This window comes from Burkholderia sp. BCC0405 (assembly GCF_902833075.1).
Taxonomy (GTDB): Bacteria; Pseudomonadota; Gammaproteobacteria; order Burkholderiales; family Burkholderiaceae; genus Burkholderia.
In genome coordinates this window covers 361,536-386,850 of record NZ_CADFEO010000003.1, presented here as the reverse complement: position 1 = coordinate 386,850, position 25,315 = coordinate 361,536, and the positions used below count along the sequence as shown (strand labels likewise).

The window sequence follows — 25,315 nt, the reverse complement described above, 5'->3', positions numbered from 1 at the left end:
GGTGCCCGCGCCTCGTCAGCCGCAGCGCCTGAGCGACACGCGCAGTTCGTCGGCGAACTGCGCACGCTTGTACTGCGCGAGATGCTGCCCGATTACGACGGTCTGCCCGCGCGATACCAGCCGAATCGGATCGCGTGGCGTCGCACCCGGCTCGACCCGCACCCAGCGCGGGTTGAATTCGATCTGCGTGAGCCGCTCCGCATCCATCCGCTCGATCACGAGCCGGTGCGGATACAGCCTGATGCGTTCGTAATCGACTGCATGGCGAGCATAGATCGCAAATGCGACACCCACAGCCAGCAACTCGATTCCGGTAAAGGGCATGACGAGCCAAGCTCCCCGCCACATCAGCAATGTCGCGATCAGCAGCGAGAAGCCCGCGAGCGACGCGTAAAACAGCACGAACTGACGCGGCGACGCCGAACAGTTGCGTTTCATGAGCCAGTCTTCGAGGACCGGCTCGCCGTTCGTCGTCTCCGCCAAAACCCTCGCTGCTTCCATCGCCGCCTCACGCGAATGGCATGCGATGCATGCCTGCATCGGACTCGTCGTTCCGTATTGCGGGGACCCCGGGACGACAAGCTGACGCATTATAGGCGGGTTCAATGGCATCCACAAGCAAGCGACTATCGGCCCGCGAGCCAAGCGCGACAAGCTTTCCGGCCATTTCAGGCGCCAATTCGACCCCGCTTTGCGCCGCTAATTTCAGACATAACAAAACCCCTCTTTACCGCTTTACCGATTCTTCGGACGCCCCTTTCCGATGTCCTCGATGCGCACGATCCCGTGCCCTTCGGCGGTCGTGCGCGGTACGGCCTTCCATGCGTGGCCGTAGATCACTTCGAACGTGAGCGGAATCGTGCCGTCCGCGCGCCGGCGGGCCTCCAGCGCATCGCCGAGCGCCGCGCGAAAGCGCCGCGTCGCGCGTTGCGGCGCCTCACGCTCGAACGGATAGGCGCCCCAGCGGCGCACGTCGGCCAGCAGGGAGTCGGGGGATTGGTAGGTGACGGTCAGCACCTCCTGATCCATCACGGGAATCTCGAAGCCGCTCTCGACGAGCATGTCGCCAAGGTCGTGCATGTCGACGAAATCGATCACGCGCGCGGCGGGCGGCGCGATGCCGAGCGCCGCTTCGGCGTCCGCGCAGGCCGCGCGCAGTTCACGCAGGGTATCGGGGCCGAGCGTGCTGAACATCAGCAGCCCGTTCACGCGCAGCACGCGCTGCCATTCGGGCAGCACCGCGTCCGGGCGTGAATGCCAGTGGAGGGCGAGATTCGACCAGATCAGGTCGAACGCCCCGCCGGGGAACGGCAGCGCGGCGAAATCGGCCTGCGCGACGCGCGGGCCGCGCTGGCCCAGTGCGCGGCCGAGCGAGGCCGGCAGCCAGCGGCGCCAGCTCGTCTGCTCGACCTCGCGCTGACCGGCTCGCGCGAGCATCGCACCGGACAGGTCGACGCCGAATACGGGCGCCTCGGGAAAGCGTGCGCGCAGCGCCGGCAGATCGTCGCCCGGGCCACAGCCCGCGTCCAGCACGGCTGCGGGGCTCACCTTGATGTATTCGAGGCGCTCGTTCATGCGCTGCGCGATCTCGCGCGGCAGGAACGCGACCGCATCGAACGTGGCGGCACGGCGGTCGAAGATCCGCCGAAGGCGCCTTGCGTCATTGGCCGGACGGCCGGTTGAAGTCGAAGCTGGGGACATGTCGGGCACACTGGCGAAGAGCCCGAAGTATACTCGCTCGCCCCGCGGGCTTCATTGAGGCGGGGTGTCAGGAGTGTTGCGATGATCCGCCGTTCCGCCCGACGCACGATGCGCGTCGCTTTGTCGCAGGTCCGCGCGCTGGGCGCGCGCGTCGCCGCGGTCGCGCTGCCGAATCGCTGCGCACTGTGCGGCAATTTGTCACATGCCGTGATGTGCGATGCTTGCGACGCCGCGTACTGGAACGAAGCGCGGCTGCGCTGCGACGTCTGTGCGCTGCCGCTGGGCGTCGGGCCGCCGCGTTCGCCCCCGCCCCGCGGCGCTCGCGCCGGCGCCGGCCGCGCGGCCGCATACCGGTGCGACGCGTGCCGTGCGGCGCCGCCGCCGTTCGATGCAACGCTCGCGCTGGCGGATTACCGCGCGCCGCTCGACGGACTCGCGCGCGGCCTGAAGTTTCACCGGCAACTCGCGCTCGGCGCCGAATTCGCGGCACGCCTCGCCCGGTTGATCGACGATACGCCCGGCGCCGGCGGCTTCGACCTGGTGGTGCCCGTGCCGCTGTCGCACCGGCGGCTCGTCGCGCGTGGCTACAACCAGGCCTGGGTCATCGCGCGCCCGCTCGCGCGGCGGCTCGGCGTGCGCGCGGATGCGGCGCTGCTCGCGCGGGTCGCCGACACCGCGCCGCAGTCGCGGCTCGACCGGCACGCACGGCGCGACAACGTGATGGCGGCATTCGCGGTGGCGGGTGGCGTCGCCGGCCGCCACGTCGCGCTCGTCGACGACGTGATGACGTCCGGCGCGACGCTCGCGGCGGCCGCGCACGCGCTGAAAGCGGCGGGCGCCGCGCGCGTGACGAATCTGGTTGCGCTGCGCACCGCCAGGGATTAATTAGATAGAGAGGCCAGCCGCCCGAACACGGCGGCGGCCGCCACGAACCGGCCGGCCGGGAACGCGCACATTGCGCCGCCCCGGCCGGCCCAGCCAGACCGAAACATGTTCAACGTCGTCCTCGTCGCCCCCGAAATTCCGCCGAACACCGGCAACGTGATCCGCCTGTGCGCCAACACGGGTGCGCGCCTGCACCTGATCGAGCCGCTCGGCTTCCCGCTCGACGACGCGCGGATGCGCCGCGCGGGCCTCGACTATCACGAGTATGCGCAGATGCGCGTGCACCGCGACTGGGATGCGTTCGTCGCGGCGGAAACGCCCGACCCCGCGCGGATGTTCGCGTTCACGACCCGCGGCTCGGGCCGCTTCCACGATCACGCATTCCTGCCCGGCGACTGGTTCGTGTTCGGCTCGGAAACGCGCGGCCTGCCCGCCGAGTTGCTCGAGCGCTTCCCGAACGAACAGCGCGTGCGTCTGCCGATGCGGCCGGACAACCGCAGCCTGAACCTGTCGAACACGGTCGCGGTGGTCGTGTTCGAGGCGTGGCGCCAGGCCGGCTTCGAAGGCGGCGCGTGACGCTTGCGCGGCGCATCCCACCCCGCGGGACGCGTCACGTCCGCGCGAGTCGCGCGCGATACAGGTCGTAGATGTCGGGAGAAAAGCACGCGAACACCACGAGCGCGAGGTTCGGCGCCTGCGGCAGCATTTCGGCGACGGTGCCGACCGCAATCTCGACGGCTTCTTCCGCCGGATAGCGATAGATGCCGCAACTGATCGCCGGGAACGCGATCGACGCCGCCGCGACCTCCTCGGCCAGCTCGATCGCGCGCCGGTAGCACGACGCGAGCAGGTCGGCCTCGCCGCTCCCGCCACCGTGCCACACCGGCCCGACCGCATGGATCACGTAGCGCGCCGGCAGCCCGTGGCCGCGCGTGAGCTTGGCGTCGCCCGTCTCGCAGCCGCCGAGCGTACGGCATTCGGCAAGCAGGCCGGGGCCGGCCGCGCGGTGGATCGCGCCATCGACGCCACCGCCGCCGAGCAGCGAACCGTTCGCGGCGTTGACGATCGCGTCGACATCGAGCGTCGTGATGTCGACGACCTGCGCATCGAGCGTGGTGGAATGAATCCGCAGCATGACACCCTCCCGGAGCGCCGGAGACTGTTCAAGCGTAGCGCGCTTTGACGCCGCGCGCCCGAAGCGAACACGGCGCTGCCAGTGCCGGGCCGCCCTACTCGGCGCGCGCGTCGCGCCGCAGCAAGCCACTGACGGCGTCGCGCGGCGCGATGCCGTCGAACAGCACGCCGCACACGGCTTCGGTGATCGGCATTTCGATCGACTGCGCGCGCGCGATGGCCAGCACGGCCTGCGCGCAGCGCACGCCTTCGGCCACATGGCCGAGCGCGCCGAGGATGTCGTTCAGCGTGCGGCCGGCCGCCAGCTGCAGGCCGACCGTGCGGTTGCGCGACAGGTCGCCCGTTGCGGTGAGGATCAGGTCGCCGAGGCCCGTGAGGCCCGTGAAGGTTTCCGCCCGGCCGCCGAGCGCGACACCGAGGCGCGACATTTCGGCGAGGCCGCGCGTAATCAGCGCGGCGCGCGCGTTCAGCCCGAGACCGAGGCCGTCGGCGATGCCGGTCGCGATCGCGAGCACGTTCTTCACCGCGCCGCCGACCTCGACGCCGACCACGTCGTCGCCCGTATAGATCCGCATCGCGCCGTGATGGAACGCGGCGAGCGTGCGCTCGCGGCATTCGGCGGACGTGCTCGCCACCGTCAGCGCGACAGGCAGCGACTGCCCGACTTCCCGGGCGAAGCTCGGCCCCGACAGCACGCCGTTGCTGTGCTGCTCGGGCAGCTCGGCCGCGATCACCTGATGCGGCAGCAGATGCGTGTCGGCCTCGAAGCCCTTGCAGACCCAGACGATATGCGCGGGCACGCAGCCTGCATCGCGCATCGCATGACACAGCGTGCGCAGCCCGGCCACGGGCGCGGCGATCACGCACAGTGCGTCGTCCGCGGCACCATGCGCGAGCGCGGCGCCGAGATCGGCGCCGTAGCGCAATGCGTCAGGCAGCGCGATGCCGTCCAGATAGCGGGAATTTTCGTGCCGGGCCTGCAGCCCGGCGATGAGCGCGGCGTCGCGCGCCCACAGAAGCGTGTCGTGCCGCGCGGCCAGATGGCCCGCGAGCGCGGTGCCCCACGCACCGGCGCCGAGAACGGCTACTTTCATACCCAGCACCGGTCCTCCGAGTGAAACGTCAGTTCAGCGTCGTGCCGTTCGGCGCGCCTGCAGCGGCGCCGGCTTGCTGCTGAAGCTGCGCGAGGCGCTGTTCGTACAGCGCCTGGAAGTTGATTTCCGCCAGGTGGATCGGCGGGAAGCCCGCACGCGTGATCGCGTCGGCGATGTTCGAACGCAGGTACGGGAACAGGATCGTCGGGCATGCGATGCCGACGAGCGGGTCGAGCTGTTCGTCCGGAATGTTGCGGATGTCGAAAATGCCGGCTTGCTTCGCTTCGATCAGGAACGCGACCTTGTCCTTCACCTTCGCGGTAACGGTGCCCGACACGACGACTTCGAACACGCTTTCCGCGAGGCGGTCGGCCTTCACGTCAACTTCGACTTCAACCGACGGCATGTCCTGCTCGAGGAAGATCGCCGGCGAATTCGGCTGCTCGAGCGACATATCCTTCAGGTAGACGCGCTGGATATTGAAGAACGGTTGGTTTTCGACGTCGGACATGGTGTTTCCCTAAAAGTGGTGACGGGGCGGCCCGGCTTCTCGCCGGCCGCCACGGATGAATCCTGCGCGCCAAGCCGCGGCGCGGCCGGCGGCCATTCTGCCCTAATCAGGCCGCTTGCAGAAGCGGGACGAGCCCGCCTTCGCGGTCAAGCTTCGACAGATCGTCGTAACCGCCGACGTGCGTGTCGCCGATATAGATCTGCGGCACCGTGCGGCGCCCCGTGCGCGTCATCATTTCGTCGCGGCGCGCAGGATCCCGGTCGATCAGCACCTTCTCGATCTGCTCGACACCGCGCAGCTTCAGCAGGCGCTCGGCCTGGATGCAATACGGACACACCTGCGTGCTGTACATCAAAACCTTGTTCACTTCGCCACTCCTTGTTTGACGACCGGCATCCCGGCCTGCTGCCAGGCGGCCACGCCGCCCTCGAGCACGTGCACCTCTGCGTAGCCCGCCGCCTCGACCTCGCGCGCCGCCTTCTGCGACTGCTGGCCGTTCTGGCAGACGAGCAACACCGGCGTGCTCTTGTTCTTCGCGACCTGCGCGATCTTCGTGCCGATCTCGCCCGCCGCGACCTGACGTGCGGACGGCAGGTGGCCGGCAGCGAAATCGGACGCGGCGCGCACGTCGATCACGACCGCGTTGCGACGGTTGATGAGTTGCGTCGCCTCTGCGGCCGACAGGCCGCCGCGGCCGCGGCGCAGCGCGGGCCAGGCCAGCAGGCCGCCGGATACCGCCAGGATCGCGATAAGGGCCAGGTTGGTGTAATCGGTAAAGAACGTCACGGAATTCCGCCGGAAAAAGAGAAATCGGATGAGGACAATCCCGCCATTATAAAATAACCGTCTTGCGCGATGGCGGGCCCGGGCCGGGTCCTGCGCGACGCGCCACAGCTTCCTTCACTACCGACCGCAAGATCCATGTACAAACTCGTTCTCATCCGCCACGGCGAATCGACGTGGAACAAGGAAAACCGCTTCACCGGCTGGGTCGACGTCGACCTGACCGAGCAGGGTCGCAACGAGGCCTACCAGGCCGGCGAATTGCTCAAGGAGGCCGGCTACACGTTCGACATCGCGTACACGTCGGTGCTCAAGCGCGCGATCCGCACGCTGTGGCACGTGCAGGACCGGATGGACCTCATGTACCTGCCGGTCGTCCACTCGTGGCGCCTGAACGAGCGCCACTACGGCGCGCTGTCGGGCCTGAACAAGGCCGAAACGGCCGCGAAGTTCGGCGACGACCAGGTACTCGTGTGGCGCCGCAGCTACGACACGCCGCCGCCCGCGCTCGAGCCGACCGACGAACGCGCGCCGTTCAACGACCCGCGCTACGCGAAGGTGCCGCGCGAGCAGCTGCCGCTCACCGAGTGCCTGAAGGACACGGTCGCGCGCGTGCTGCCGCTGTGGAACGAGTCGATCGCCCCGGCGGTCCGCGCCGGCAAGCAGGTGCTGATCGCCGCGCACGGCAACTCGCTGCGCGCGCTCATCAAGTACCTCGACGGCATCTCGGACAGCGACATCGTCGGCCTGAACATCCCGAACGGCGTGCCGCTCGTGTACGAACTCGACGAAAACCTGAAGCCGATCAAGCACTATTACCTCGGCGACCAGGACGCGATCGCGCAGGCGCAAGCCGCCGTCGCGAAGCAGGGCAAGGCGGGCTGACGCCCGTCGGCCGGGTGAGCCGGGCGGGCTGCGTCCGGTGCGGCCCGCCCGGCCCGAGCCCCGCCCCTTGTCCGGCACACCGCGCGAACCTTCGCGGCGCCGGCGCTGTCGAATCCGCTTTCGAACCCGCAGCGCACCCGGCAGTGCCCCGCCGGGCCGGTTCCGGGCCCTTTTCGACGCTTTTCGCGCCGTTCCACTGAGTCATCGGACGAACAGTTATACTTGTCCGCTACATCCCCGCTACCGCCACGCGCTTCCCGACCGCACCAGATCTCTATGCGAATGAAATTGAAGAACATCGGCCTGATTGCCGCGGGCCTCGCCACGGGCGTGTTCGCCACGCTGCAGGTTTCCGCATCGGCCGAGCAGACCGCCACGGCGCCGCTTCCCCTCGACCAGCTCCGCCTGTTCGCGGAAGTCTTCGGACAGATCAAGCGCGAGTACGTCGAACCGGTCGACGACAAGAAGCTGCTGACGGCCGCGATCAAGGGCATGGTGTCGAGCCTCGACCCGCACTCGTCGTTCCTCGACAAGACCGACTATGACGAGTTGCAGGAGCAGACGAAGGGCCGCTTCGCGGGTCTCGGCATCGAGATCTCGCAGGAAGACGGCCTCGTCAAGGTGATCTCGCCGATCGAAGATACGCCCGCGTTCCGCGCCGGCATCCGTCCGGGCGACCTGATCACCCGCATCAACGACAAGCCGGTGCGCGGCATGACGCTCGACAAGGCCGTGAAGCAGATGCGCGGCGAGCCGGGCACCAAGGTCACGCTGACGATCTTCCGCAAGAGCGACGACCGCACGTTCCCGGTCACGGTCACGCGCGCGATCATCAAGGTCCAGAGCGTGAAGATGAAGATCCTCGATCCGGGCTATGCGTATATCCGCATCACGAGCTTCCAGGAGCGCACGACGCCTGATCTCGCCGCGAAGCTGCAGGACATCGCACGCCAGCAGCCGAACCTCAAGGGCCTCGTCCTCGACCTGCGCAACAACGGCGGCGGCCTGCTGCAGAGCGCGGTCGGCGTGGCCGGCGCGTTCCTGCCGCCCGACTCCGTCGTCGTGTCGACCAACGGCCAGATCGCCGATTCGAAGCAGGTCTACCGCGATACGTACGACAACTATCGCCTGCCGTCCTTCGACGGCGATCCGCTGAAGAACCTGCCGCCGGTCTTCAAGACCGTGCCGATGATCGTGCTGACGAACGCCTATTCGGCATCCGCGTCGGAAATCGTCGCCGGCGCGCTGCAGGATTCGAAGCGCGCGCAGATCATGGGCAAGACGACGTTCGGCAAGGGTTCGGTGCAGACGGTTCGCCCGATGACGGCCGACACCGCGCTGCGCCTGACCACCGCGTACTACTACACGCCGAGCGGCCGTTCGATCCAGAACAAGGGCATCACGCCGGACGTGCCGGTCGATCAGTACGCGGACGGCGATCCGGACGACGTGCTCGTGACGCGCGAGGTCGACTACTCGAACCACCTTGCGAACACGCAGGATCCGAACGAGAAGAAGGAACAGGAAGACCGCGAGCAGCGCCGGATGGATCAGCTGCGCATTCTCGAAGAGCAGAACGACAAGAAGACGCCGGAGCAGCGCCAGAAGGATCGCGATCGCAAGCCGATCGAGTTCGGCAGCGCCGACGACTTCATGATGCAGCAGGCGCTCAACAAGCTCGAAGGCAAGCCGGTCCAGGAATCGAAGTCGCTGCTCGCCGAGAGCACGACGAAGAGCCCGGCCGGCAAGGCTGCGGCGACCTCGAAGGCATCGGGCGCAGGCGCGAAGCCGGCAGCCGCACCGAAGGCCGCGTCGGCACCGCAGTAAGCGCCGGCCGGCATCCGACGGGCCATCGCGGGAAGACCGCGATGGCCCGTTTTTCATGCGCGCCTAAAATAACGACACGACCGCCGCCTCGCCCACGACTTCCCATGAACGACGATCAACTCCTTCGCTACTCCCGTCACATCCTCGTCGACGAAATCGGCATCGAGGCGCAGCAGCGCTTTCTCGATGCGCATGCGATCGTCATCGGCGCGGGTGGCCTCGGCTCACCGGCCGCGATGTACCTCGCCGCATCGGGCGTCGGCACGATCACGCTCGTCGACGCCGACACGGTCGACCTCACGAACCTGCAGCGGCAGATCCTGCACGTGACGGCGTCGGTCGGCCGCCACAAGGTCGAATCGGGGCGCGACGCGCTCGCGCGGTTGAACCCCGAGGTGAAGGTGCACGCGGTCGCGGAGCGCGTCGACGACGCGTGGCTCGACGCGCACGTGCCGCGCGCGACCGTCGTGCTCGACTGCACCGACAACTTCGCAACGCGGCACGCGATCAACCGCGCGTGCGTCGCGCACGGCGTGCCGCTCGTATCCGGCGCCGCGCTGCGCTTCGACGGCCAGATCAGCACGTTCGATTTCCGCGACCCGGCCGCGCCCTGCTATGCGTGCGTGTTCCCGGAAGACCAGCCGTTCGAGGAAGTCGCATGCGCGACGATGGGCGTGTTCGCGCCGACGGTCGGGATCATCGGCGCGATGCAGGCCGCCGAGGCGCTGCGCGTGATCGGCGAAATCGGCAAGACGCTCAGCGGGCGGCTGATGATGCTCGATTCGCTGCGGATGGAATGGACGACGATGAAAATCGCGCGCCAGGCCGACTGCCCCGTGTGCGGGGGCCGGCACTGACGCGCGACGGGCATGCGCCTTTCGGCGCATGGGTAACACTTCGCCAAGGTTTGAGCGGCAACGCCAGTGCGTCAAGCAGCCGCGTCCGCACGCGGCTCCGCGACCGACAGGCGCTGCAACGCGGCCTGTACTTCCTCGGGCTCGAACGCGGCGAGCACGTCGGCCGTCGGCTTTTCGAGCGCCTTCAGATGCGCGCGCAGGATCTCCTGCTTCACGACGAGCAACTGGCTCGGGTGCATCGAGAACTCGGTGAGCCCCATCCCGAGCAACAGGCGCGTGAGCGCCGGATCGCCGGCCATCTCCCCGCATACCGACACCGACACGCCCGCGCGCTTCGCTTCGCGCAGCGTATAGGAGATCAGGTGCAGCACGGCCGGATGCAGCGGGTCGTACAGGTGCGCGACCGCGTTGTCCGCGCGGTCGATCGCAAGCGTGTACTGGATCAGGTCGTTCGTGCCGATCGACAGGAAATCGAACCGCTTCAGGAACAGCGGCAGCGCGATCGCCGCGGCCGGAATCTCGATCATCGCGCCGATCCGCACGTTCGGATCGTATGCAAGCCCCGCGTCGTCGAGCTGGCGCTTCGCCTCGCGGATCAGGTCGAGCGTCTGGTCGATCTCCTGCGCGTGCGCGAGCATCGGGATCAGGATCTTCACCTGGCCGAACGCGGACGCGCGCAGGATCGCGCGCAGCTGAGTGAGGAACATCTGCGGCTCTGACAGGCTCCAGCGGATCGCACGCAGGCCGAGCGCAGGATTCGGCGCCGTCTCGTAGCCTTCGTCGAGCGCCTCGAGCGGCTTGTCCGCGCCGACGTCGATCGTGCGGATCGTCACCGGCATGCCCTTCATCCACTCGACGGCCCGCTTGTACGCGGCGAACTGCTCCTCCTCTTCCGGCATCTCCTTCTGATGCATGAACAGGAATTCGGAACGGAACAGCCCGACGCCGACCGCGCCGGCCTCGACGGCCGCCTTCGCGTCGTCGGGCAGCTCGATGTTCGCGTACAGATCGATCTTGGTGCCGCACAACGTTTGCGTCGGCGAGAACTTCAGACGCTGCAGCTTGCGCTGCTCCAGCAGCTTCTCGGACTGCCGGTACGAATATTCCTCGAGGACGATCGGCGCCGGATCGACGATCACGATGCCCTGGTCGCCGTCGACGATGATCAGGTCGTCCTGGCGGATCAATGCGCTCGCGTGCTGCACGCCGACCGCCGCCGGGATGCCGAGGCTGCGCGCGACGATCGCCGTGTGCGACGTGCGCCCGCCGAGGTCGGTGACGAACGCCTGGAACGACTGCGACTTGAACTGCATCATGTCGGCCGGCGCGATGTCGTGCGCGACGACGATCATCTCGTTCGTGCCGTTCTTGGCCGCCCGGTCCAGTGCCTGCGACGCGGACGGCGCACCGGCGAGCGCCTTCAGCACGCGCTCGACCACCTGCTCGATGTCGGCCTTGCGCTCGCGCAGGTATTCGTCCTCGATGTCGTCGAAGTGGCGCGTGAGCAGCTCGAGCTGCTCGGTCAGCGCCCACTCGACGTTGTAGCGACGCGTGCGGATCAGGTCGATGGTTTCCTGCACGAGCATCTCGTCGCTCAGGATCATCGTGTGCACGTCGATGAATGCGCCGACTTCGCTCGGGGTGTCGTCGGTCAGGTCGGCGCGCAGCGCTTCGAGTTCGTGATGCACGACATCGAGCGCCGTGCGGAAGCGCTCGACCTCCGCATCGATCTGGTTTGCCTCGATCAGGTAATGGGCGACGTCGAGCGCCGCCGGCGCGATCAGGTACGCTCGCCCGATCGCGATACCACGTGAGACGGGAATGCCATGCAGCGTGAAGGACACGCGCACCTCCTCTGTACAAGTAAAGCCGCGGCACACTGCTGCGATGCGCTTATGACCCCGGTTAGCGATTATAAATTCCGCGACTCCCCGCTGACTGCATGCACCGCAGCATTGCGCATTCCGCATCAATGCTTCCGACGAAAAAAATGCCGCGGAATCCGCGGCATTCTGACTGGAAACGGCAACGATCCCGCGCGGCGATCACTGGCCTTCGCCGAACTTGTCGGCGATCAGCTTCAGCAGCGCGTCCATCGCTTCCCGCTCGTCCGGCCCTTCGGTCTCGATCGTCACGGTGCTGCCGATGCCCGCCGCCAGCATCATCACGCCCATGATGCTCTTCGCATTGATCTTGCGCCCGTTGCGTGTCATCCAGACTTCCGACTGGAAGTTGCCGGCCAGTTGCGTAAGCTTGGCCGATGCACGCGCATGGAGCCCCAATTTGTTGACGATGGTGGTTTCTTGTTGAAGCATGATTCTCGGTCGGATCGGTCGGGGCCGCCGGCGGGGCGCGTCGGCGGGGCTGTCTAAAACGGAAAACGGGAAATCAGTGCGATTCGGTGCGCGGCTGCGGTTCGGGCGGAATCGGCGCGCACTGGCCGCAGCCGGTTTCCGTCGGCGGCGGCGGCGTACCGGCCGACACCTCGTGGACGCCCTTCGCGCCGCCGGACAGCGCCTTGTCGACCAGCTTGTCGAGCGGCACGGTGCGGTAGCAGACGGCTCGCACGAGCATCGGCAGGTTCACGCCCGCGAGCACGCGCACGTTGTCGATCTTGGCGAGCTGGCCCGCGATGTTCGCAGGCGTCGCGCCGTACATGTCGGTCAGCACGACCACGCCGTTCTCTTCCTTGAGCCGTGCGAGTTCCGCGTGCGCGAACGCCATCACCTGGGTCGGATCGCTGTCCGCCGTCACGTCGATACAGCCGATGCGGGCGGGCACGCCGCCGTAGATGTGCGCGATACAGTCCCGCAGCGCGGTGGCGAGCGGGGCGTGCGCGATGATCAGGATCCCGGCCATGTCAGATCGCTCCCGGCCGCCCCTGGCGGGCCGACACCCCGCGGCGGGGCAATGAGCGTAGCGAGTGTGGGAAACGTTCCATGTTCAGCCTTGCAACAGTTTCGGCCCGACCGCCGGGCCTTTGGTGCGCGATCGCGGCACCGGGCAAGCGGGCATTGTAGCAGGCCGGTCGAACCGCTCCGGCGACGGGGGACCTGCGCGGCCGCCGCCGGGGTTGCGCGGGAGACGGCCTACGCGGCCGCACGCTCCAGCGCGTCGATGAACATCGCGGCGACGTCGAAGCCCGTCTGCTCCATGATCTCGCGGAAGCACGTCGGACTCGTGACGTTCACCTCGGTCAGCCAGTCGCCGATCGCATCGAGGCCGACCAGCAGCAGCCCGCGTGCCGCGAGCACGGGCCCGAGCGTTTCGGCGATCTCGCGATCGCGCGCGGTCAGCGGCTGCGCGACACCGAGCCCGCCCGCCGCGAGATTGCCGCGCACCTCGCTACCCTGCGGAATCCGGGCGAGCGAATACGGCACCGGCTCGCCCGCGATCAGCAGGATGCGCTTGTCGCCCGCCTTGATCTCCGGAATGAACTTCTGGATCATCAGCGAGCGCGTGCCGTCGTGGCCGAGCATCTCGATGATCGCGCCGAGATTCATCCCGTCGGCCTTCACGCGGAACACGCCCATCCCGCCCATCCCGTCGAGCGGCTTGACGATCACGTCGCCATGCTCGGCGTGGAAGGCACGCAGGCGCGCCGCATCGCGCGTGACGAGCGTCGGCGCGACGAATTGCGGAAACTCGCCGATCGCGAGCTTTTCCGAGTGATCGCGGATCGACTGCGGCTTGTTGAACACGTGCGCGCCCGCACGCTCGGCGAGCTCGAGCATCCACGTGGCCGTCACGTATTCCATGTCGAACGGCGGATCCTTGCGCATCAGCACCGCACCGAACGACGTCAGCGCACGGGATTCGTGAGCGGCCGCCTCGTACCACGGATGGCGGTGCAGGTCGGCCGTGTCGCCGACGATCGTCACGCGCTGCACGTCCGCCTCGACGCCCGAACCCGTCCACGCGAGCTGATGCGGCTGACACGCATAGACTGCATGCCCGCGCCGCGCCGCCTCGGCCATCATCGCGTAGGTCGAATCCTTGTAGATCTTGAAGCGCTCGAGCGGGTCGGCGATAAAGAGAATGTCCATGAGGTCCTGTACTTGGCGAAGGTCCGTTACACCTGGATGGCTTCGGGGTCGGTCTTTTCCAGTTCGATCGACGACGCGATCAGCGACAGCCGCGCGACGACACCGTACATGTAGAAACGGTTCGGCGGCGCGGCACCCGGCTTCGCACCCGCATCCGGCAGCGCCGTGTGCTCGAAGCCGAGCGGTACGTAGTGCATGCCGGGCGCGTTCAGGTTCTGGTCGCGTTCGCGGCCGGCGTGCGTGCGGTAGAAGCCGCCGACCACGTAGCGGTCGATCATGTACACGACGGGCTCCGCGACTTCGTCGCCGACGCGCTCGAACGTATACACGCCTTCCTGCACGATCACGTCGCGCACCGCGAGGCCGGCCTTCGACTCGGCCATCTGCGCGCGCTCGGCCTTCGACATGCGGCCGATCTCGGCCGCGTCGTGCACGGTCATCACGCCGCGCCCCGCCGTGCCCGCATCGGCCTTCACGACCACGTACGGCTTCTCGCTGATCCCGTATTCGCGGTACTTGCGCGCGATCTTCTTCAGCACGCCGTCGATCGCGTCGGCGAGCGCCTGCTCGCCTTCATGCGCCTGCCAGTCGACGCCTTCCACGTGCGCGAAATACGGATTCACCATCCACGGATCGACGCCGACCATCTTCGCGAACTTCTTCGCGACGTCGTCGTAGCACGAGAAGTGCGTCGACTTGCGGCGCACGGCCCAGCCCGCATGCAGCGGCGGCAGCAGGTATTGCTCGTGCAGGTTTTCCAGCACGGCCGGGATGCCGGCCGACAAGTCGTTGTTCAGCAGGATCGAGCACGGGTCGAAATTCTTCAGGCCGAGGCGGCGCGGCGAACGCTCGAGCGGTTCGAGCACGATCTTCTGGCCGTCGGCCAGCGTGATCGGCGTCATGTCGGTGATGCTCGGGTCGAGCGAGCCGAAGCGCACGTTCAGGCCGGCCTGGCGCATGATCGTCGCAAGACGTGCGACGTTTTCGAGGTAGAACGCGTTGCGGGTCGGCAGCTCGGGAATCACGAGCAGGTTCTTCGCGTCCGGGCAGATCTTCTCGATTGCGGCCATCGCGGCCTGCACGGCGAGCGGCAGCACTTCGGACGGCAGATTGTTGAACGCGCCGGGAAACAGGTTCGCGTCGACGGGCGCCAGCTTGAAGCCGGCATTGCGCAGGTCCACCGAACAATAGAACGGCGGTGTATGTTCCTGCCATTCGAGCCTGAACCAGCGTTCGATCGCAGGCGTCGCGTCGAGGATCTTCTGCTCGAGTTCGAGCAGCGGACCGTTCAACGCCGTAACGAGGTGGGGAACCATGAATCACTCGCGAGCGGGAGAATGAAGATTGTAGAGCAATTGCCCTGCCCATTTGGGGATTGTTCCCGGCTTCGCAAGGGTTTGGAGGAAGTTTTCGGCTATTGACCCGATAGTGCGAAGGGTCATGCGCCACGGCAGCGGGTGACAGGAGAAAAAAAGCCCGCCGGTGGGGCGGGCCGAAGTCGCTGCGCTCATTCATGGCAGGCGCCGTCGTCGCGGCGGCCCGCCGGTCATCCTTGTGACTTATTCGACGTGCTCGCCGTGCAGGATCACGTCGAGGCCTTCGCGCTCCTCTTCTTCCGACACGCGCAGGCCCATCGTCAGGTCGATCAGCTTCAGCAGCACGAAGCTCAGCACGCCGCTGTAGACCAGCGTGATCAGCACGCCCTTGGCCTGCAGCAGCAGGCTGCCGTCGGCGCCGCCGATGTCCTTGACCGCGAACACGCCGGTCAGCAGTGCGCCGAGAATCCCGCCCACGCCGTGCACGCCGAACGCGTCGAGCGAATCGTCATAGCCGAGCTTCGACTTGAGCCACGTCGCCGACCAGAAGCACACGACGCCGGCCGCGATGCCGATCACGAGTGCGCCCGTCACACCGACGAAGCCGGCCGCCGGCGTGATCGCGACGAGACCCGCGACCGCACCCGACACGATGCCGAGCACCGACGGCTTGCCCTTCGCGATCCATTCGGCAAACATCCAGCCGAGCGCCGCGCAGGCCGTCGCGACTTGCGTCGTCAGCATCGCGAAACCGGCACGGCCGTCAGCCGCGACCGCCGAACCCGCGTTGAAGCCGAACCAGCCGACCCACAGCATCGAGCCGCCGATCATCGTCAGCACGAGGTTGTGCGGCGCCATCGATTCGCGGCCGTAGCCGACCCGCTTGCCGAGCACCAGGCACGACATCAGGCCCGCGATACCGGCGTTGATGTGCACCACCGTGCCGCCCGCGAAGTCGAGCACGCCGTCGGCCGACAGCCAGCCGGTCGGCTCCCACACCATGTGCGCGATCGGCACATAGACGATCAGCGACCAGAGCGTCATGAACACGAGCATCGCCGAGAACTTCATGCGGTCGGCGAACGCGCCGCAGATCAGCGCCGGCGTGATGATCGCGAACGTCATCTGGTAGACGAAGTAGACCGATTCCGGGATCGTCGGCGCCAGGTGGCTGACGGTCAGCGTCGTCGCCTTGTCGCCGTGGATGTAGTTCATCCCGTGCAGGAACGCGCGCGACAGGCCGCCGATGAAGCCGTTGCCCGGCGTGAACGCGAGGCTGTAGCCGACCACCGTCCACAGCACCGTGATCAGCGCGGTGATCGCGAAGCTCTGCATCACGGTCGCGAGCACGTTCTTCTTGCGGACCATGCCGGCATAGAACAGCGCGAGGCCGGGGATCGTCATGAACAGCACGAGCGCGGTGGAGGTCAGCATCCACGCGGTGTCGCCCGAGTTGATCTTCGACGAATCGACGGAGAACGGCGCGGTCGGCGCGGCGGGGGCGGCCGGTGCCGAAGCGGCGGCGGCAGCCGACGCGTCGGTGGCGCCCGAGGCCGGTGCGGCGGCAGCGGCCGTGGCGGACGCGTCGGTGGCAGCCGGCGTCGAAGCGGCCGGCGCGGCGGCAGCCGAGGCGTCGGAAGCCATTGCGGCGGGTGCGGACGCAGCCGCGGCGGACGCCGCGTCGTCGGCAAGCGCGGAGCCGACGCCGGCCGCGATCAGCGAGCCGGCCATCAACAGGGACATCAGAAGTTTGCGCATCTTGGGTTTCCTCTTGTCGCTTGTCTTGTCTGTTCTGTTACAGCGCGTCTGCGCCCGTCTCCCCGGTGCGAATCCGGATCACCTGTTCGATCGCCGTGACGAAGATCTTGCCGTCGCCGATCTTGCCGGTGCGCGCGGCCCGCTCGATCGCCTCGACCGCCTGGTCGACGAGATCGTCGGACACGGCCGCCTCGATCTTCATCTTCGGCAGGAAATCGACCACGTATTCGGCGCCGCGGTACAGCTCGGTGTGCCCCTTCTGGCGTCCGAACCCTTTCACCTCCGTCACCGTGATGCCCGAGACGCCAAGCGCCGACAGCGCTTCGCGCGTCTCATCGAGCTTGAACGGCTTGATGATTGCGGTAATGAGTTTCATGAAGTCCTCTCGCTGGGTTGTCCCGTCGAATTGGTTGGAATGTTGTAGCGGACTCTTCTCAGCAACTCGCATGCCATGTCGGGTCGAGCACCGTCTCAAAAGGCTTCATCAAGGGGGCGCATCACGTGATGTAAGGTGCGGAAGCCCGGCCGAATGGCCAACGTGGCCCGGTTTGCTGGCGCGGCGAAAGGATCGTTGCTAGAGTGCACGCACGTCCCGGATCGCCGGGCCATTCACCCATGCGGGCGCCATGCCCGGAATTCGCGCTCAGTGCGCACCATTTCCGGTCATGCGTGCATCATGGGCACGTACGCAACTGAAGATGCACATTTTTTGTGCAAGGAAGGGGAATCACATGAAGCAACCCAGCGACGTTTTCAACGATCTGCAGTCGCGCGTCAGCGATCTGCTGAAAAACTCGCCGGCCAAGGACGTCGAGCGCAACGTGAAGGCCATGCTGTCGCAAGGCTTCTCGAAACTCGATCTCGTCACGCGCGAGGAATTCGACACGCAGGCGCAAGTGCTCGCCCGCACCCGCGTGCGCCTCGAGGAACTCGAGAAACGCGTCGCGGAACTCGAGCAGAAGCTCGCCGCGCCGCAAGCCTGACGCCCGACCCGGCTGCAAGGTCCGGGCGCGGGCCGCCTCGTGCGGCTCGCGCCCGCCGCCCGCCGCCCGCCGCCCGAAGCACTGAAGCACTGAAGCACTGAAGCACTGAAGCACTGAAGTCACCGTACCGCTCTTCGTCGTTCTCCGCAGCACCCCCGCTCTTCGCTGTTCATCGCTCTTCGCAGTCCGTCGTTCCGCAGTGCCTCGTTCTTTCCCCGCGCCACGCCGGCAAGCGCGCACCGATTCGTCCGATTCCCGCGGCATGCGGCCCCGAACGGCCGTCGTCCGTCCGCCTTGTTTACAGGAGCCTCGCCATGTCGCTCGCCGTGGTGCGCAGTCGCGCGCCCGCCTCCGGCCGTGCGCCGGACGTCACCGTCGAAGTCCATCTCGCCAACGGGTTGCCGTCGTTCTCGATCGTCGGCCTGCCCGATCTCGAAGTCCGCGAAAGCCGCGAGCGCGTCCGTGCCGCGCTGCAGAACTGCGGCTTCGAATTCCCGGTGCGCCGCATCACCGTCAACCTCGCGCCGGCCGACCTGCCGAAGGAGTCGGGCCGGTTCGACCTGCCGATCGCGCTCGGCATCCTCGCCGCGAACGGCCAGATCCCGGCCGACGCGCTGGCCGGCCGCGAATTCGCGGGCGAACTGTCGCTGACGGGCGCGCTGCGGCCGATGCGGGGCGCGTTCGCGATGGCGTGCGGCGTGGCGCGGGATTGGCAGTCCGCGGAAAGTGGCGCGGCTTCCGGTCTGGGTTCCGGCTCGCTTTCCGGTTCAGGCAACGATGGCCGGGGAGCCGGCCCGGAGCCAGGCTCCGCCGCCGCGCCGAACGCCCCCGAGCTGTACCTGCCGCTCGCCAGTGCCGCCGAGGCTGCGCTCGTGCCGGGCGTCACCGTGTTCGGTGCGCCGGACCTGCCCGCGCTGTGCACGCACCTCACCGGCGCGCCCGACGGGCGGCTCGCCCCGGTCGCGGCACCGTGCCTCGACGGCCTGCCGATGCCGGCCGCCCCCGATCTCGCCGACGTGATCGGCCAGCGCGGCGCCCGCCGCGCGCTGGAAGTCGCGGCTGCGGGCGGCCATCACATGCTGATGGTCGGGCCGCCGGGGGCGGGCAAGTCGATGCTGGCCGCCCGGCTGCCGGGCCTCCTGCCGCCCCTGACCGATGACGAGGCGCTGACGTCGGCGGCGCTCCTCTCCGCGAGCCGCCTCGGCTTTTCACCCGCGCAGTGGCGCCGGCGGCCGTTCCGCGCACCGCATCACTCGTCGAGCGCCGCCGCGCTGGTCGGCGGCCGCAACCCGCCGCAACCGGGCGAGATCACGCTCGCGCACCTCGGTGTGCTGTTCCTCGACGAACTCCCGGAATTCGACCGGCACGTGCTCGAGATGCTGCGCGAACCGCTGGAGGCCGGCCGCATCACGATTTCACGCGCGGCCCAGCAAGCCGACTTTCCCGCTGCGTGCCAGTTGATCGCCGCGATGAATCCGTGCCCATGCGGCTGGCACGGCGATCCATCCGGACGTTGCCGCTGCTCGCCGGACGTCGCCGCGCGCTACCTGCGCAAGCTGTCGGGGCCGCTCGTCGACCGCATCGACATCCAGATCGACCTGCCCGCGCTGTCGCCGGCCGAGCTGGCGACGCGCGCGTCGGCGCCCGGCGAGCCGAGTGCGGCGGTGGCCGCGCGGGTCGCGCGGGCGCGTGCGCTGCAACTCGACCGGCAGGGCAAGACGAATCACATGCTGAGCGGCCGCGAGACGGACGACCTGTGCCGGCCGACCGACGAAGGCGAACGCCTGCTGCGCGAGGCCGGCGAGCGCTTCGGCTGGTCGGCGCGCGCGTATTACCGCGTGCTGAAGGTCGCGCGGACGATCGCCGACCTGGCCGGCGACCCGCTGCCGACAGCCGCGCAAATCGCCGAAGCCATCCGCTACCGGCGCGTGCTGACGGCACTCTGAGTGCTCGACCAGCGCGACGCCCGGCGCGCGCGAAGTCGCCGCCGCGGACGAACACCATATGCGGACGGGCCGCCCAGCGCCGGCGAGTCGATACCGGCCGCGCAGCCGCTGAAGCTCCTGCTGCCGCTGGCATATAGCTCGATTCGCAGGGAGGCAATTCACATCACCAGTAACGAGAGAGCAATTTCGCAGAAGGCCTTGGCCAATCTGACTGGCCTGGACCGCAGTCAGATGCGAAAGATTGAGTGTGGGGAACGCAACGTCAGCATCCTCAATGTGATTCGAATCTCCGCCGTGTTGAACGTCCCTCCGTCAGAACTATTTAGACTTGCTCGCCTCTAGCTCCATGCCAAAATTAACCATTAGCCCCTTTCGACGGCAGGCTCGCAACGGTGAATCGATCATAGGAACCGTGACCCGTTGGAAGCATAGCGCCATCGGTCAATGGCAAACCGAGACGCGTCATCCGTCAACCCTGACGCCGTCCCTGGCCCCACACAAAAAGGGGCGGATGACTCCTCCCCCTGCCTGCTCTATCATCCGTGCGAAACGCCCATGCCGCTCGGAGAAGCAGTGCGTGTGGTGTCACACATGCCGACACAGTCACTCGACAAACATGTTACAAATCAACGCAACTCTGAAATCCCTCATCGACCGCCTCTGGAACCGATTCTGGTCTGGCGGAATTTCGAACCCGATCGCTGCGATCGAACAGATCAGCTACTTGCTTTTCATGAAGCAGATCGACGAACTCGATCGTCGTCAGGAGTTTGAAGCAAAGCACAACGGCGGAGTGTTTCATTCTCGTTTTGCCGGAAAGTACAAAGCTCCCAATACGAGTACTCCGATCGAAAAATCGACCCTTCGATGGAGCTATCTAAAAGAGATGGAGGCAGAGGACCTGCTTCCGCACATGGTTAACTATGCGTTTCCATTTATCAAGACACTCGAAAGTGAGAATAATAATTTTGCTCGCCACATGGCGAATGCCGTCTTTTTAATTCCAAACGAAAATTTACTAAAAGGCGCCATCGTCATAATCGAGGAGATTTTTACTGAGATCGATCGTGACGCACGCGAAGACGGCCATCTGTTTCAGGACATTCAGGGCGATGTCTACGAGATGCTTCTCAATGAAATCAGTAGCTCTGGAAAAAATGGGCAATTTCGCACACCACGGCACATAATCAAACTGGTAAGCGAATTAGTCGACCCTCAACCTGGACAACGCATTTGCGATCCGGCATGTGGTACAGCTGGCTTCCTTCTTGACGCCTATCATTACATCGGCACAAAAATTGTGCTCGCCGAAGAAAATAAAAAGCCGGTAGACGCCGATGACGACGGATTTATTAGAGTAAGCGCGGGCGCAATTCTTACCCAAGACACTAAGCGCAAACTCGAATCGGACCTGTACGGGTACGATTTCGATGCCACCATGGTTCGGCTTGCACTCATGAACCTCATGATGCACGGCATCGATAACCCTCGCATCGACTATGCCGATACTCTCAGCAAAAATTTTCATGAGACCGAGGCATACGACGTCGTAATGGCGAACCCTCCTTTCACTGGAAGCATCGACAAAGGAGATATAAATAGCATCCTTCGTTCAAACACCAGCAAGACTGAAATATTATTCACAGAACGAATACTTACTCTTCTCAAACCGGGCGGTGTTGCCGGCATCGTCATCCCACGTGGCGTGCTCTTCAGTTCAGCCAACGCATTTGTTGAAATGCGGAAAAGGCTTTTAGAAGAAACCAATCTCCAAGCGGTGATATCATTACCAAGTGGAGTTTTCAGGCCATACGCGGGAGTTGCAACAGCAATTCTGATATTTGAGCGCAAAGGAAAGACGAAAAGCACATGGTTTTACGACGTCGAGAACGATGGCTTCAGCCTCGATGACAAGCGCCAGCGAATTCCTGGCAGCGAATTACAGGATGTAGTGCGTCAATGGCGGCTACGCGATCCGAAAGTGAACACTGACCGAAAGGGAAAGCATTTCTTTGTGTCCGCGAAGGAAATTCGCGATGCAAAATATGATCTATCTTTTGGACACTATCGCAAATCTGAGCAAGCTGAGGTTGTATACGAGCATCCGGACACCGTGCTTAATCGGCTTCGTGACCTTGAGCTTCGTATTCAGGCAGACATCGACGAATTGACAGAAATCTTGAAATGACGTGGAACACCGTACCGCTTGGATCACTTTTGGCACCTGCCGGCAACTCTCGAGCCGGTGACCAAGATCTTCCCGTGCTGTCTGTCACGATGCGCGATGGTCTGATCGATCAATCTGAGAAATTTAATAAACGTGTCGCCAGCAACGATATTTCAGATTATCGGGTCGTCTATCCCAATCAGTTGGTAGTCGGCTTCCCCATTGACGAGGGTGTCCTCGGTTTTCAGACATTGTATCCTGCCGCGGTGGTAAGTCCGGCGTACACAATCTGGCAACTTAAAAGCCCAGCAGATATACATGTGCCTTTTCTCGAAGGCTATCTTCGCTCTCAACAGGCAAGGAAAACCTACGCAAGCAGGATGCGAGGTGCGGTGGCAAGGCGACGCTCGCTAACACGAGATGATTTTCTAGCAATTGAAATACCACTTCCACCGCTAGAAGAGCAGATAAAAATTGCGACCGTTCTCGCGCGAATCGATCATCTACAGCAATTGCGCAGCGAGGCGTTGCAATCAGCGAATAACTTTATCGTGTCTTCGTTCTTGCACATGTTCGGCGACCCCATTAAAAATCCAATGCAGTGGCCCGTCGTCAAATTCGCCTCAGAAATGGAAAGTATCAGCTACGGCACATCCGAAAAAAGCTATGAAACGCGATCGGATCGAGCTCATCCTGTCCTCCGCATCCCTAACGTCATCGCAGGGAAAATTGATTGGGATAATTTGAAATTCTCAGAACTCACCGAAGCCGAGTGGGAAAAACTGAAACTCCTCCCGCGCGATCTACTATTTGTAAGAACAAATGGTAATCCCTCGATGGTTGCCAGAACGGCTGTCTATTCCGGACCGTATGATGCAGCTTTTGCGTCGTATCTGATCCGAGTTAGACTTCGACAAAACTCACGATTGCATCCGGAGTTCGTCAACGCAATGCTTGCGATGCCTTCTTGGCGAACTCGTTTACTTACTTACGCTAAGACTGCTGCCGGCAACTACAACATAAATGCTCAGGCTATACGTGGTCTGGAGCTAATTGCTCCTAACGTCGATTTACAGGAGCAATTCCTAGCACTACTGGAACGACATCATGGAATGGCAACCCAGATGCAGGAGTCGGCGCGCGCCATCAAGTCGTTGCGTGAAATAGTGCAGCAGCGCGCTTATCGCGGCCTGCTTGATCTGAGGCGTATCAAGGCTACCATTCCTCCTAACGTAGAAGACGAGACTGGCAATGCCACATCGGTAGCGCCGAAAGATGCTCGGACGATCTCCACGGAATTTCTTGTTCCACCCAAGAAAATCGAGCGCGAACTAAAGGCGCTTGATGCTCGTATTGAGAAAGGGGAGCCCATTCCATGGTCCGACGATTATTTTCGGTATCGCGTGCTGGGGCGCCACGAGATCCCATTCAGTTTCGGTGATTTATTGAAGCGCGCGAAAAATATCTTTGACGAGCCGCCTCCCTACGAAGTGATTCGCAAGCTAATTTCCGATTTGCTTGGCCAAAATGATCAAGCACCCGTTTTAGTTCAACGATTCGACTATCAGATCGACAAAGATACCAAGGAAGCCTTTGGGCGCCGCGAGATTGTCTTCGACCTTGCAAAATGAAATTAATACGCCTAACGTTAGACACTAATTTTCGCAGCCTTCCAAGGGGCTTCACTATCGTTTTCCCGAATAACGGTGAGAGTTCGCTCACATCCGACTTCGAACCTTATTGCTTAGCCGGTCGAAATGGTAGCGGCAAATCGAACGTCCTTCAGGCACTCGCATCTATTTTTTACCATATCGAATGCATTTATTTGAACTATAGACCCGATGGCTTCGAATATGATCCATCAACGAATGAGAGTGGTTTCCGCGCTGAGAACGCCTTGATCGATGCCTTCTCGCTGGAATACATGCTGCCAACTCCATTGGAGCTCAAAAGTACGACGGAAAACTCACAAACCCCGGAAATCGCACATGTACTTATTGAAAAATCGGCGGGAGAGCGTCCACGACTGCTTTGGCTCAATAGAGTAGATGGAAATGACGGAGCAACGACAGAGTTAGCTCGCACCGAAGCGAAAAGTCTGCTTCCCCGATATGTGCTCGGCTACTCTTCAGGACACAACGAAATACTTAGCCTTCCTTTCTTTAAAATGCGCTTTGTGCATTTTGACGAATATCGCGACCATCTCGTCAGAGAACTCCCCTATGCCGGAAGGCCAGAGGGGAGGATGATTTATGTGGACGAACAGTTCAGCCAAGCGATTCTCCTTTGTCATTTTCTCTTCCCCAGTGACGTAGTCACCAAGGTGTTCGAAGAAAAAATTGGACTCAAAGGAATCCAACGCTTTCGCATAATCATTCGCCATCATCATTTCGTTCCAGTTACCACGCGCGAAACCGATATTCGCGACAATTCAACCGCCTCAATCACCACGGATCGTGTCGAGCTTACGGAAAAACTACGGGGGCATATTAACGAGAACGGCGAACTACAGCTAGGACTTATCGACAAGTTGGTCAAATGCGCTACGACTTATTACGAGGACACCTCTGACGATCCGGACCAAACTGAGAGCGATCTCATTTTGGACTACTGGATTACCGAAGAAACTCGAAGAGCATTTGAATTTCATTTTGGCGTAGGGGATGGAAATTCGAACGAAAGATCTCGCGCGGCATCCGCATTAAATCTCTTTCAATCCTTGCAAACCCTACTAACGCTAAACTACTACCGCGTCGACGAGCAAACTAAAAACGAACTCTATCGATCCGACAGTCTTTACCTCAACGAAACGATACCCATGCCGGCATCGCATGAACGTATCATGCGATTTAAAAATTTCGAAATTATAAAAAGCGGAGTTGCGGCGAAGATGTATGGGAAGGCGCTCTCAGATGGCGAGCACCAGTTGGTTCACACAATAGGATTGTGCCTACTATTTCGCCACGAGCCAGCACTCTTTCTACTGGACGAGCCAGAGACACACCTCAATCCGGACTGGCGAGCATCGTACGTATCAACACTTCGATCGGCCCTCGAGGCTGATGATGAATCAAAGGCTGTAATGCGCGAGGTGATTTTCACATCGCATTCTCCGTTTATCGTCTCTGATTGCAAACGAGATCATGTCCTTATATTCTCCAGAGACCTTCAAGGAGTTGTGACCTGGAACACTCCCCCGTTCAATACCTTTGGCGCATCTTCGAACGCAATCACAATGCAGGTTTTCGGCCAAAAGGAAACTATCGGTGATTATGCTGCCGCAAAACTACAAGAGTTGCGAAATCAACTAACACTAGACGGCGACCCCGACGATCTGATCGAATCCGCCAACGATTTGCTGGGCGACTCGATGGAGAAAATTCTTTTCATAAATGATGCACTAGATAAGAAGAAAGGGTAAA

25 protein-coding genes are annotated in these 25,315 nt (G+C 63.8%); 11 read left to right on the top strand and 14 right to left on the bottom strand.

Annotated features, from left to right (window positions below; genetic code table 11):
* Positions 1-15: 15 nt before the first annotated feature.
* Positions 16-540: a DUF2244 domain-containing protein gene (locus tag HWX36_RS07010; protein ID WP_175951501.1), complete on the bottom strand. Its 525-nt coding sequence runs from the start codon at positions 538-540 to the stop codon at positions 16-18.
* A gap of 195 nt (positions 541-735) precedes the next feature.
* On the bottom strand, positions 736-1,701 hold the full coding sequence (locus HWX36_RS07005; RefSeq protein ID WP_175951458.1) for a methyltransferase domain-containing protein: 966 nt from the start codon (positions 1,699-1,701) through the stop codon (positions 736-738).
* 81 nt (positions 1,702-1,782) lie between these two features.
* Between HWX36_RS07005 and HWX36_RS07000 the strand changes: the two genes are divergently transcribed.
* Together HWX36_RS07000 and trmL are read left to right on the top strand one after the other, a co-directional pair.
* Positions 1,783-2,586 carry a phosphoribosyltransferase family protein gene (locus HWX36_RS07000; protein ID WP_175951457.1) on the top strand — a complete coding sequence of 268 codons (804 nt, stop codon included), beginning with the start codon at positions 1,783-1,785 and terminating at the stop codon, positions 2,584-2,586.
* A gap of 105 nt (positions 2,587-2,691) precedes the next feature.
* Positions 2,692-3,162, top strand: a complete 471-nt coding sequence (gene trmL / locus HWX36_RS06995; protein ID WP_011353282.1) for a tRNA (uridine(34)/cytosine(34)/5-carboxymethylaminomethyluridine(34)-2'-O)-methyltransferase TrmL — start codon at positions 2,692-2,694, stop codon at positions 3,160-3,162.
* 34 nt (positions 3,163-3,196) lie between these two features.
* On the opposite strand, the gene HWX36_RS06990 is transcribed toward trmL, so the two are convergent.
* The 5 genes from HWX36_RS06990 to HWX36_RS06970 form a co-directional block, all read right to left on the bottom strand.
* Positions 3,197-3,721: an O-acetyl-ADP-ribose deacetylase gene (locus tag HWX36_RS06990; RefSeq protein WP_175951456.1), complete on the bottom strand. Its 525-nt coding sequence runs from the start codon at positions 3,719-3,721 to the stop codon at positions 3,197-3,199.
* Between the two features lie 94 nt (positions 3,722-3,815).
* Positions 3,816-4,814 carry an NAD(P)H-dependent glycerol-3-phosphate dehydrogenase gene (locus HWX36_RS06985; protein WP_175951455.1) on the bottom strand — a complete coding sequence of 333 codons (999 nt, stop codon included), beginning with the start codon at positions 4,812-4,814 and terminating at the stop codon, positions 3,816-3,818.
* A 28-nt stretch (positions 4,815-4,842) separates the two neighbouring features.
* Positions 4,843-5,325 carry a protein-export chaperone SecB gene (gene secB, locus HWX36_RS06980; RefSeq protein WP_011353285.1) on the bottom strand — a complete coding sequence of 161 codons (483 nt, stop codon included), beginning with the start codon at positions 5,323-5,325 and terminating at the stop codon, positions 4,843-4,845.
* A gap of 106 nt (positions 5,326-5,431) precedes the next feature.
* Positions 5,432-5,692 carry a glutaredoxin 3 gene (grxC, locus tag HWX36_RS06975; protein ID WP_039346228.1) on the bottom strand — a complete coding sequence of 87 codons (261 nt, stop codon included), beginning with the start codon at positions 5,690-5,692 and terminating at the stop codon, positions 5,432-5,434.
* Positions 5,689-6,111, bottom strand: coding sequence for a rhodanese-like domain-containing protein (locus HWX36_RS06970; RefSeq protein WP_175951454.1), 423 nt, complete (start codon positions 6,109-6,111; stop codon positions 5,689-5,691). Before HWX36_RS06970 ends, grxC begins: the two co-directional genes overlap by 4 nt.
* Positions 6,112-6,246: 135 nt before the next feature.
* On the opposite strand from HWX36_RS06970, the gene gpmA reads away from it, so the two are divergent.
* The 3 genes from gpmA (at position 6,247) to moeB (ending at position 9,677) form a co-directional block, all read left to right on the top strand.
* A complete protein-coding gene (gene gpmA / locus HWX36_RS06965) occupies positions 6,247-6,993 on the top strand; it encodes a 2,3-diphosphoglycerate-dependent phosphoglycerate mutase (protein WP_021164239.1) in 747 nt (248 codons plus the stop codon).
* A gap of 276 nt (positions 6,994-7,269) precedes the next feature.
* Positions 7,270-8,820 carry a S41 family peptidase gene (locus tag HWX36_RS06960; RefSeq protein WP_175951453.1) on the top strand — a complete coding sequence of 517 codons (1,551 nt, stop codon included), beginning with the start codon at positions 7,270-7,272 and terminating at the stop codon, positions 8,818-8,820.
* A gap of 104 nt (positions 8,821-8,924) precedes the next feature.
* Positions 8,925-9,677, top strand: a complete 753-nt coding sequence (gene moeB, locus HWX36_RS06955; protein ID WP_175951452.1) for a molybdopterin-synthase adenylyltransferase MoeB — start codon at positions 8,925-8,927, stop codon at positions 9,675-9,677.
* Positions 9,678-9,748: 71 nt separating this feature from the next.
* Here the strand turns inward: moeB and ptsP are convergent, their stop codons facing one another.
* The 7 genes from ptsP to HWX36_RS06920 form a co-directional block, all read right to left on the bottom strand.
* Entirely contained in the window at positions 9,749-11,521 is a 1,773-nt protein-coding gene (gene ptsP / locus HWX36_RS06950; RefSeq protein ID WP_175951451.1) for a phosphoenolpyruvate--protein phosphotransferase, read from the bottom strand.
* A 201-nt stretch (positions 11,522-11,722) separates the two neighbouring features.
* Complete coding sequence (locus tag HWX36_RS06945) at positions 11,723-11,992, bottom strand: HPr family phosphocarrier protein (RefSeq protein WP_006477716.1); 270 nt, start codon at positions 11,990-11,992, stop codon at positions 11,723-11,725.
* Positions 11,993-12,065: 73 nt separating this feature from the next.
* On the bottom strand, positions 12,066-12,536 hold the full coding sequence (locus HWX36_RS06940) for a PTS fructose transporter subunit IIA (protein WP_011353293.1): 471 nt from the start codon (positions 12,534-12,536) through the stop codon (positions 12,066-12,068).
* 230 nt (positions 12,537-12,766) lie between these two features.
* A complete protein-coding gene (gene gshB / locus HWX36_RS06935) occupies positions 12,767-13,723 on the bottom strand; it encodes a glutathione synthase (protein ID WP_175951450.1) in 957 nt (318 codons plus the stop codon).
* Between the two features lie 26 nt (positions 13,724-13,749).
* On the bottom strand, positions 13,750-15,039 hold the full coding sequence (gshA, locus tag HWX36_RS06930; RefSeq protein WP_175951449.1) for a glutamate--cysteine ligase: 1,290 nt from the start codon (positions 15,037-15,039) through the stop codon (positions 13,750-13,752).
* Positions 15,040-15,282: 243 nt separating this feature from the next.
* On the bottom strand, positions 15,283-16,797 hold the full coding sequence (locus tag HWX36_RS06925; RefSeq protein WP_175951448.1) for an ammonium transporter: 1,515 nt from the start codon (positions 16,795-16,797) through the stop codon (positions 15,283-15,285).
* 37 nt (positions 16,798-16,834) lie between these two features.
* Positions 16,835-17,173, bottom strand: coding sequence for a P-II family nitrogen regulator (locus HWX36_RS06920; RefSeq protein WP_027789049.1), 339 nt, complete (start codon positions 17,171-17,173; stop codon positions 16,835-16,837).
* A gap of 355 nt (positions 17,174-17,528) precedes the next feature.
* Here HWX36_RS06920 and HWX36_RS06915 point away from each other — a divergent pair, with 355 nt between their 5' ends.
* From HWX36_RS06915 to HWX36_RS06890, 6 genes are all read left to right on the top strand, one after another.
* Entirely contained in the window at positions 17,529-17,780 is a 252-nt protein-coding gene (locus HWX36_RS06915; RefSeq protein ID WP_006489451.1) for an accessory factor UbiK family protein, read from the top strand.
* A gap of 314 nt (positions 17,781-18,094) precedes the next feature.
* Positions 18,095-19,726 (top strand): YifB family Mg chelatase-like AAA ATPase, encoded by a 1,632-nt coding sequence (locus tag HWX36_RS06910; protein WP_175951447.1) that lies wholly within the window; start codon positions 18,095-18,097, stop codon positions 19,724-19,726.
* The gene (locus HWX36_RS37600) at positions 19,727-20,068 is read left to right on the top strand and encodes a helix-turn-helix transcriptional regulator (protein ID WP_279613381.1); all 342 of its coding nucleotides are present in this window, start codon (positions 19,727-19,729) and stop codon (positions 20,066-20,068) included.
* A 274-nt stretch (positions 20,069-20,342) separates the two neighbouring features.
* Entirely contained in the window at positions 20,343-21,914 is a 1,572-nt protein-coding gene (locus HWX36_RS06900) for an N-6 DNA methylase (protein ID WP_175951446.1), read from the top strand.
* Positions 21,911-23,524 carry a restriction endonuclease subunit S gene (locus HWX36_RS06895; protein ID WP_175951445.1) on the top strand — a complete coding sequence of 538 codons (1,614 nt, stop codon included), beginning with the start codon at positions 21,911-21,913 and terminating at the stop codon, positions 23,522-23,524. The genes HWX36_RS06900 and HWX36_RS06895 overlap by 4 nt, the downstream gene beginning before the upstream one ends.
* Complete coding sequence (locus tag HWX36_RS06890; RefSeq protein WP_175951444.1) at positions 23,521-25,314, top strand: restriction system-associated AAA family ATPase; 1,794 nt, start codon at positions 23,521-23,523, stop codon at positions 25,312-25,314. Before HWX36_RS06895 ends, HWX36_RS06890 begins: the two co-directional genes overlap by 4 nt.
* Position 25,315: the final 1 nt, after the last annotated feature.

Coding starts and splice junctions, on each gene's coding strand:
- secB (WP_011353285.1), bottom strand. CDS start 5,325: ATGTCCGACGTCGAAAACCAACCGTTCTTCAATATCCAGCGCGTCTAC.
- HWX36_RS06990 (WP_175951456.1), bottom strand. CDS start 3,721: ATGCTGCGGATTCATTCCACCACGCTCGATGCGCAGGTCGTCGACATC.
- HWX36_RS06985 (WP_175951455.1), bottom strand. CDS start 4,814: ATGAAAGTAGCCGTTCTCGGCGCCGGTGCGTGGGGCACCGCGCTCGCG.
- HWX36_RS07000 (WP_175951457.1), top strand. CDS start 1,783: ATGATCCGCCGTTCCGCCCGACGCACGATGCGCGTCGCTTTGTCGCAG.
- HWX36_RS06945 (WP_006477716.1), bottom strand. CDS start 11,992: ATGCTTCAACAAGAAACCACCATCGTCAACAAATTGGGGCTCCATGCG.
- HWX36_RS06890 (WP_175951444.1), top strand. CDS start 23,521: ATGAAATTAATACGCCTAACGTTAGACACTAATTTTCGCAGCCTTCCA.
- HWX36_RS06900 (WP_175951446.1), top strand. CDS start 20,343: ATGTTACAAATCAACGCAACTCTGAAATCCCTCATCGACCGCCTCTGG.
- HWX36_RS06960 (WP_175951453.1), top strand. CDS start 7,270: ATGCGAATGAAATTGAAGAACATCGGCCTGATTGCCGCGGGCCTCGCC.
- HWX36_RS06940 (WP_011353293.1), bottom strand. CDS start 12,536: ATGGCCGGGATCCTGATCATCGCGCACGCCCCGCTCGCCACCGCGCTG.
- HWX36_RS06925 (WP_175951448.1), bottom strand. CDS start 16,797: ATGCGCAAACTTCTGATGTCCCTGTTGATGGCCGGCTCGCTGATCGCG.
- HWX36_RS06920 (WP_027789049.1), bottom strand. CDS start 17,173: ATGAAACTCATTACCGCAATCATCAAGCCGTTCAAGCTCGATGAGACG.
- HWX36_RS06915 (WP_006489451.1), top strand. CDS start 17,529: ATGAAGCAACCCAGCGACGTTTTCAACGATCTGCAGTCGCGCGTCAGC.
- gshA (WP_175951449.1), bottom strand. CDS start 15,039: ATGGTTCCCCACCTCGTTACGGCGTTGAACGGTCCGCTGCTCGAACTC.
- gshB (WP_175951450.1), bottom strand. CDS start 13,723: ATGGACATTCTCTTTATCGCCGACCCGCTCGAGCGCTTCAAGATCTAC.
- HWX36_RS07005 (WP_175951458.1), bottom strand. CDS start 1,701: ATGTCCCCAGCTTCGACTTCAACCGGCCGTCCGGCCAATGACGCAAGG.
- HWX36_RS07010 (WP_175951501.1), bottom strand. CDS start 540: ATGCAGGCATGCATCGCATGCCATTCGCGTGAGGCGGCGATGGAAGCA.
- HWX36_RS06910 (WP_175951447.1), top strand. CDS start 18,095: ATGTCGCTCGCCGTGGTGCGCAGTCGCGCGCCCGCCTCCGGCCGTGCG.
- trmL (WP_011353282.1), top strand. CDS start 2,692: ATGTTCAACGTCGTCCTCGTCGCCCCCGAAATTCCGCCGAACACCGGC.
- gpmA (WP_021164239.1), top strand. CDS start 6,247: ATGTACAAACTCGTTCTCATCCGCCACGGCGAATCGACGTGGAACAAG.
- HWX36_RS06895 (WP_175951445.1), top strand. CDS start 21,911: ATGACGTGGAACACCGTACCGCTTGGATCACTTTTGGCACCTGCCGGC.
- moeB (WP_175951452.1), top strand. CDS start 8,925: ATGAACGACGATCAACTCCTTCGCTACTCCCGTCACATCCTCGTCGAC.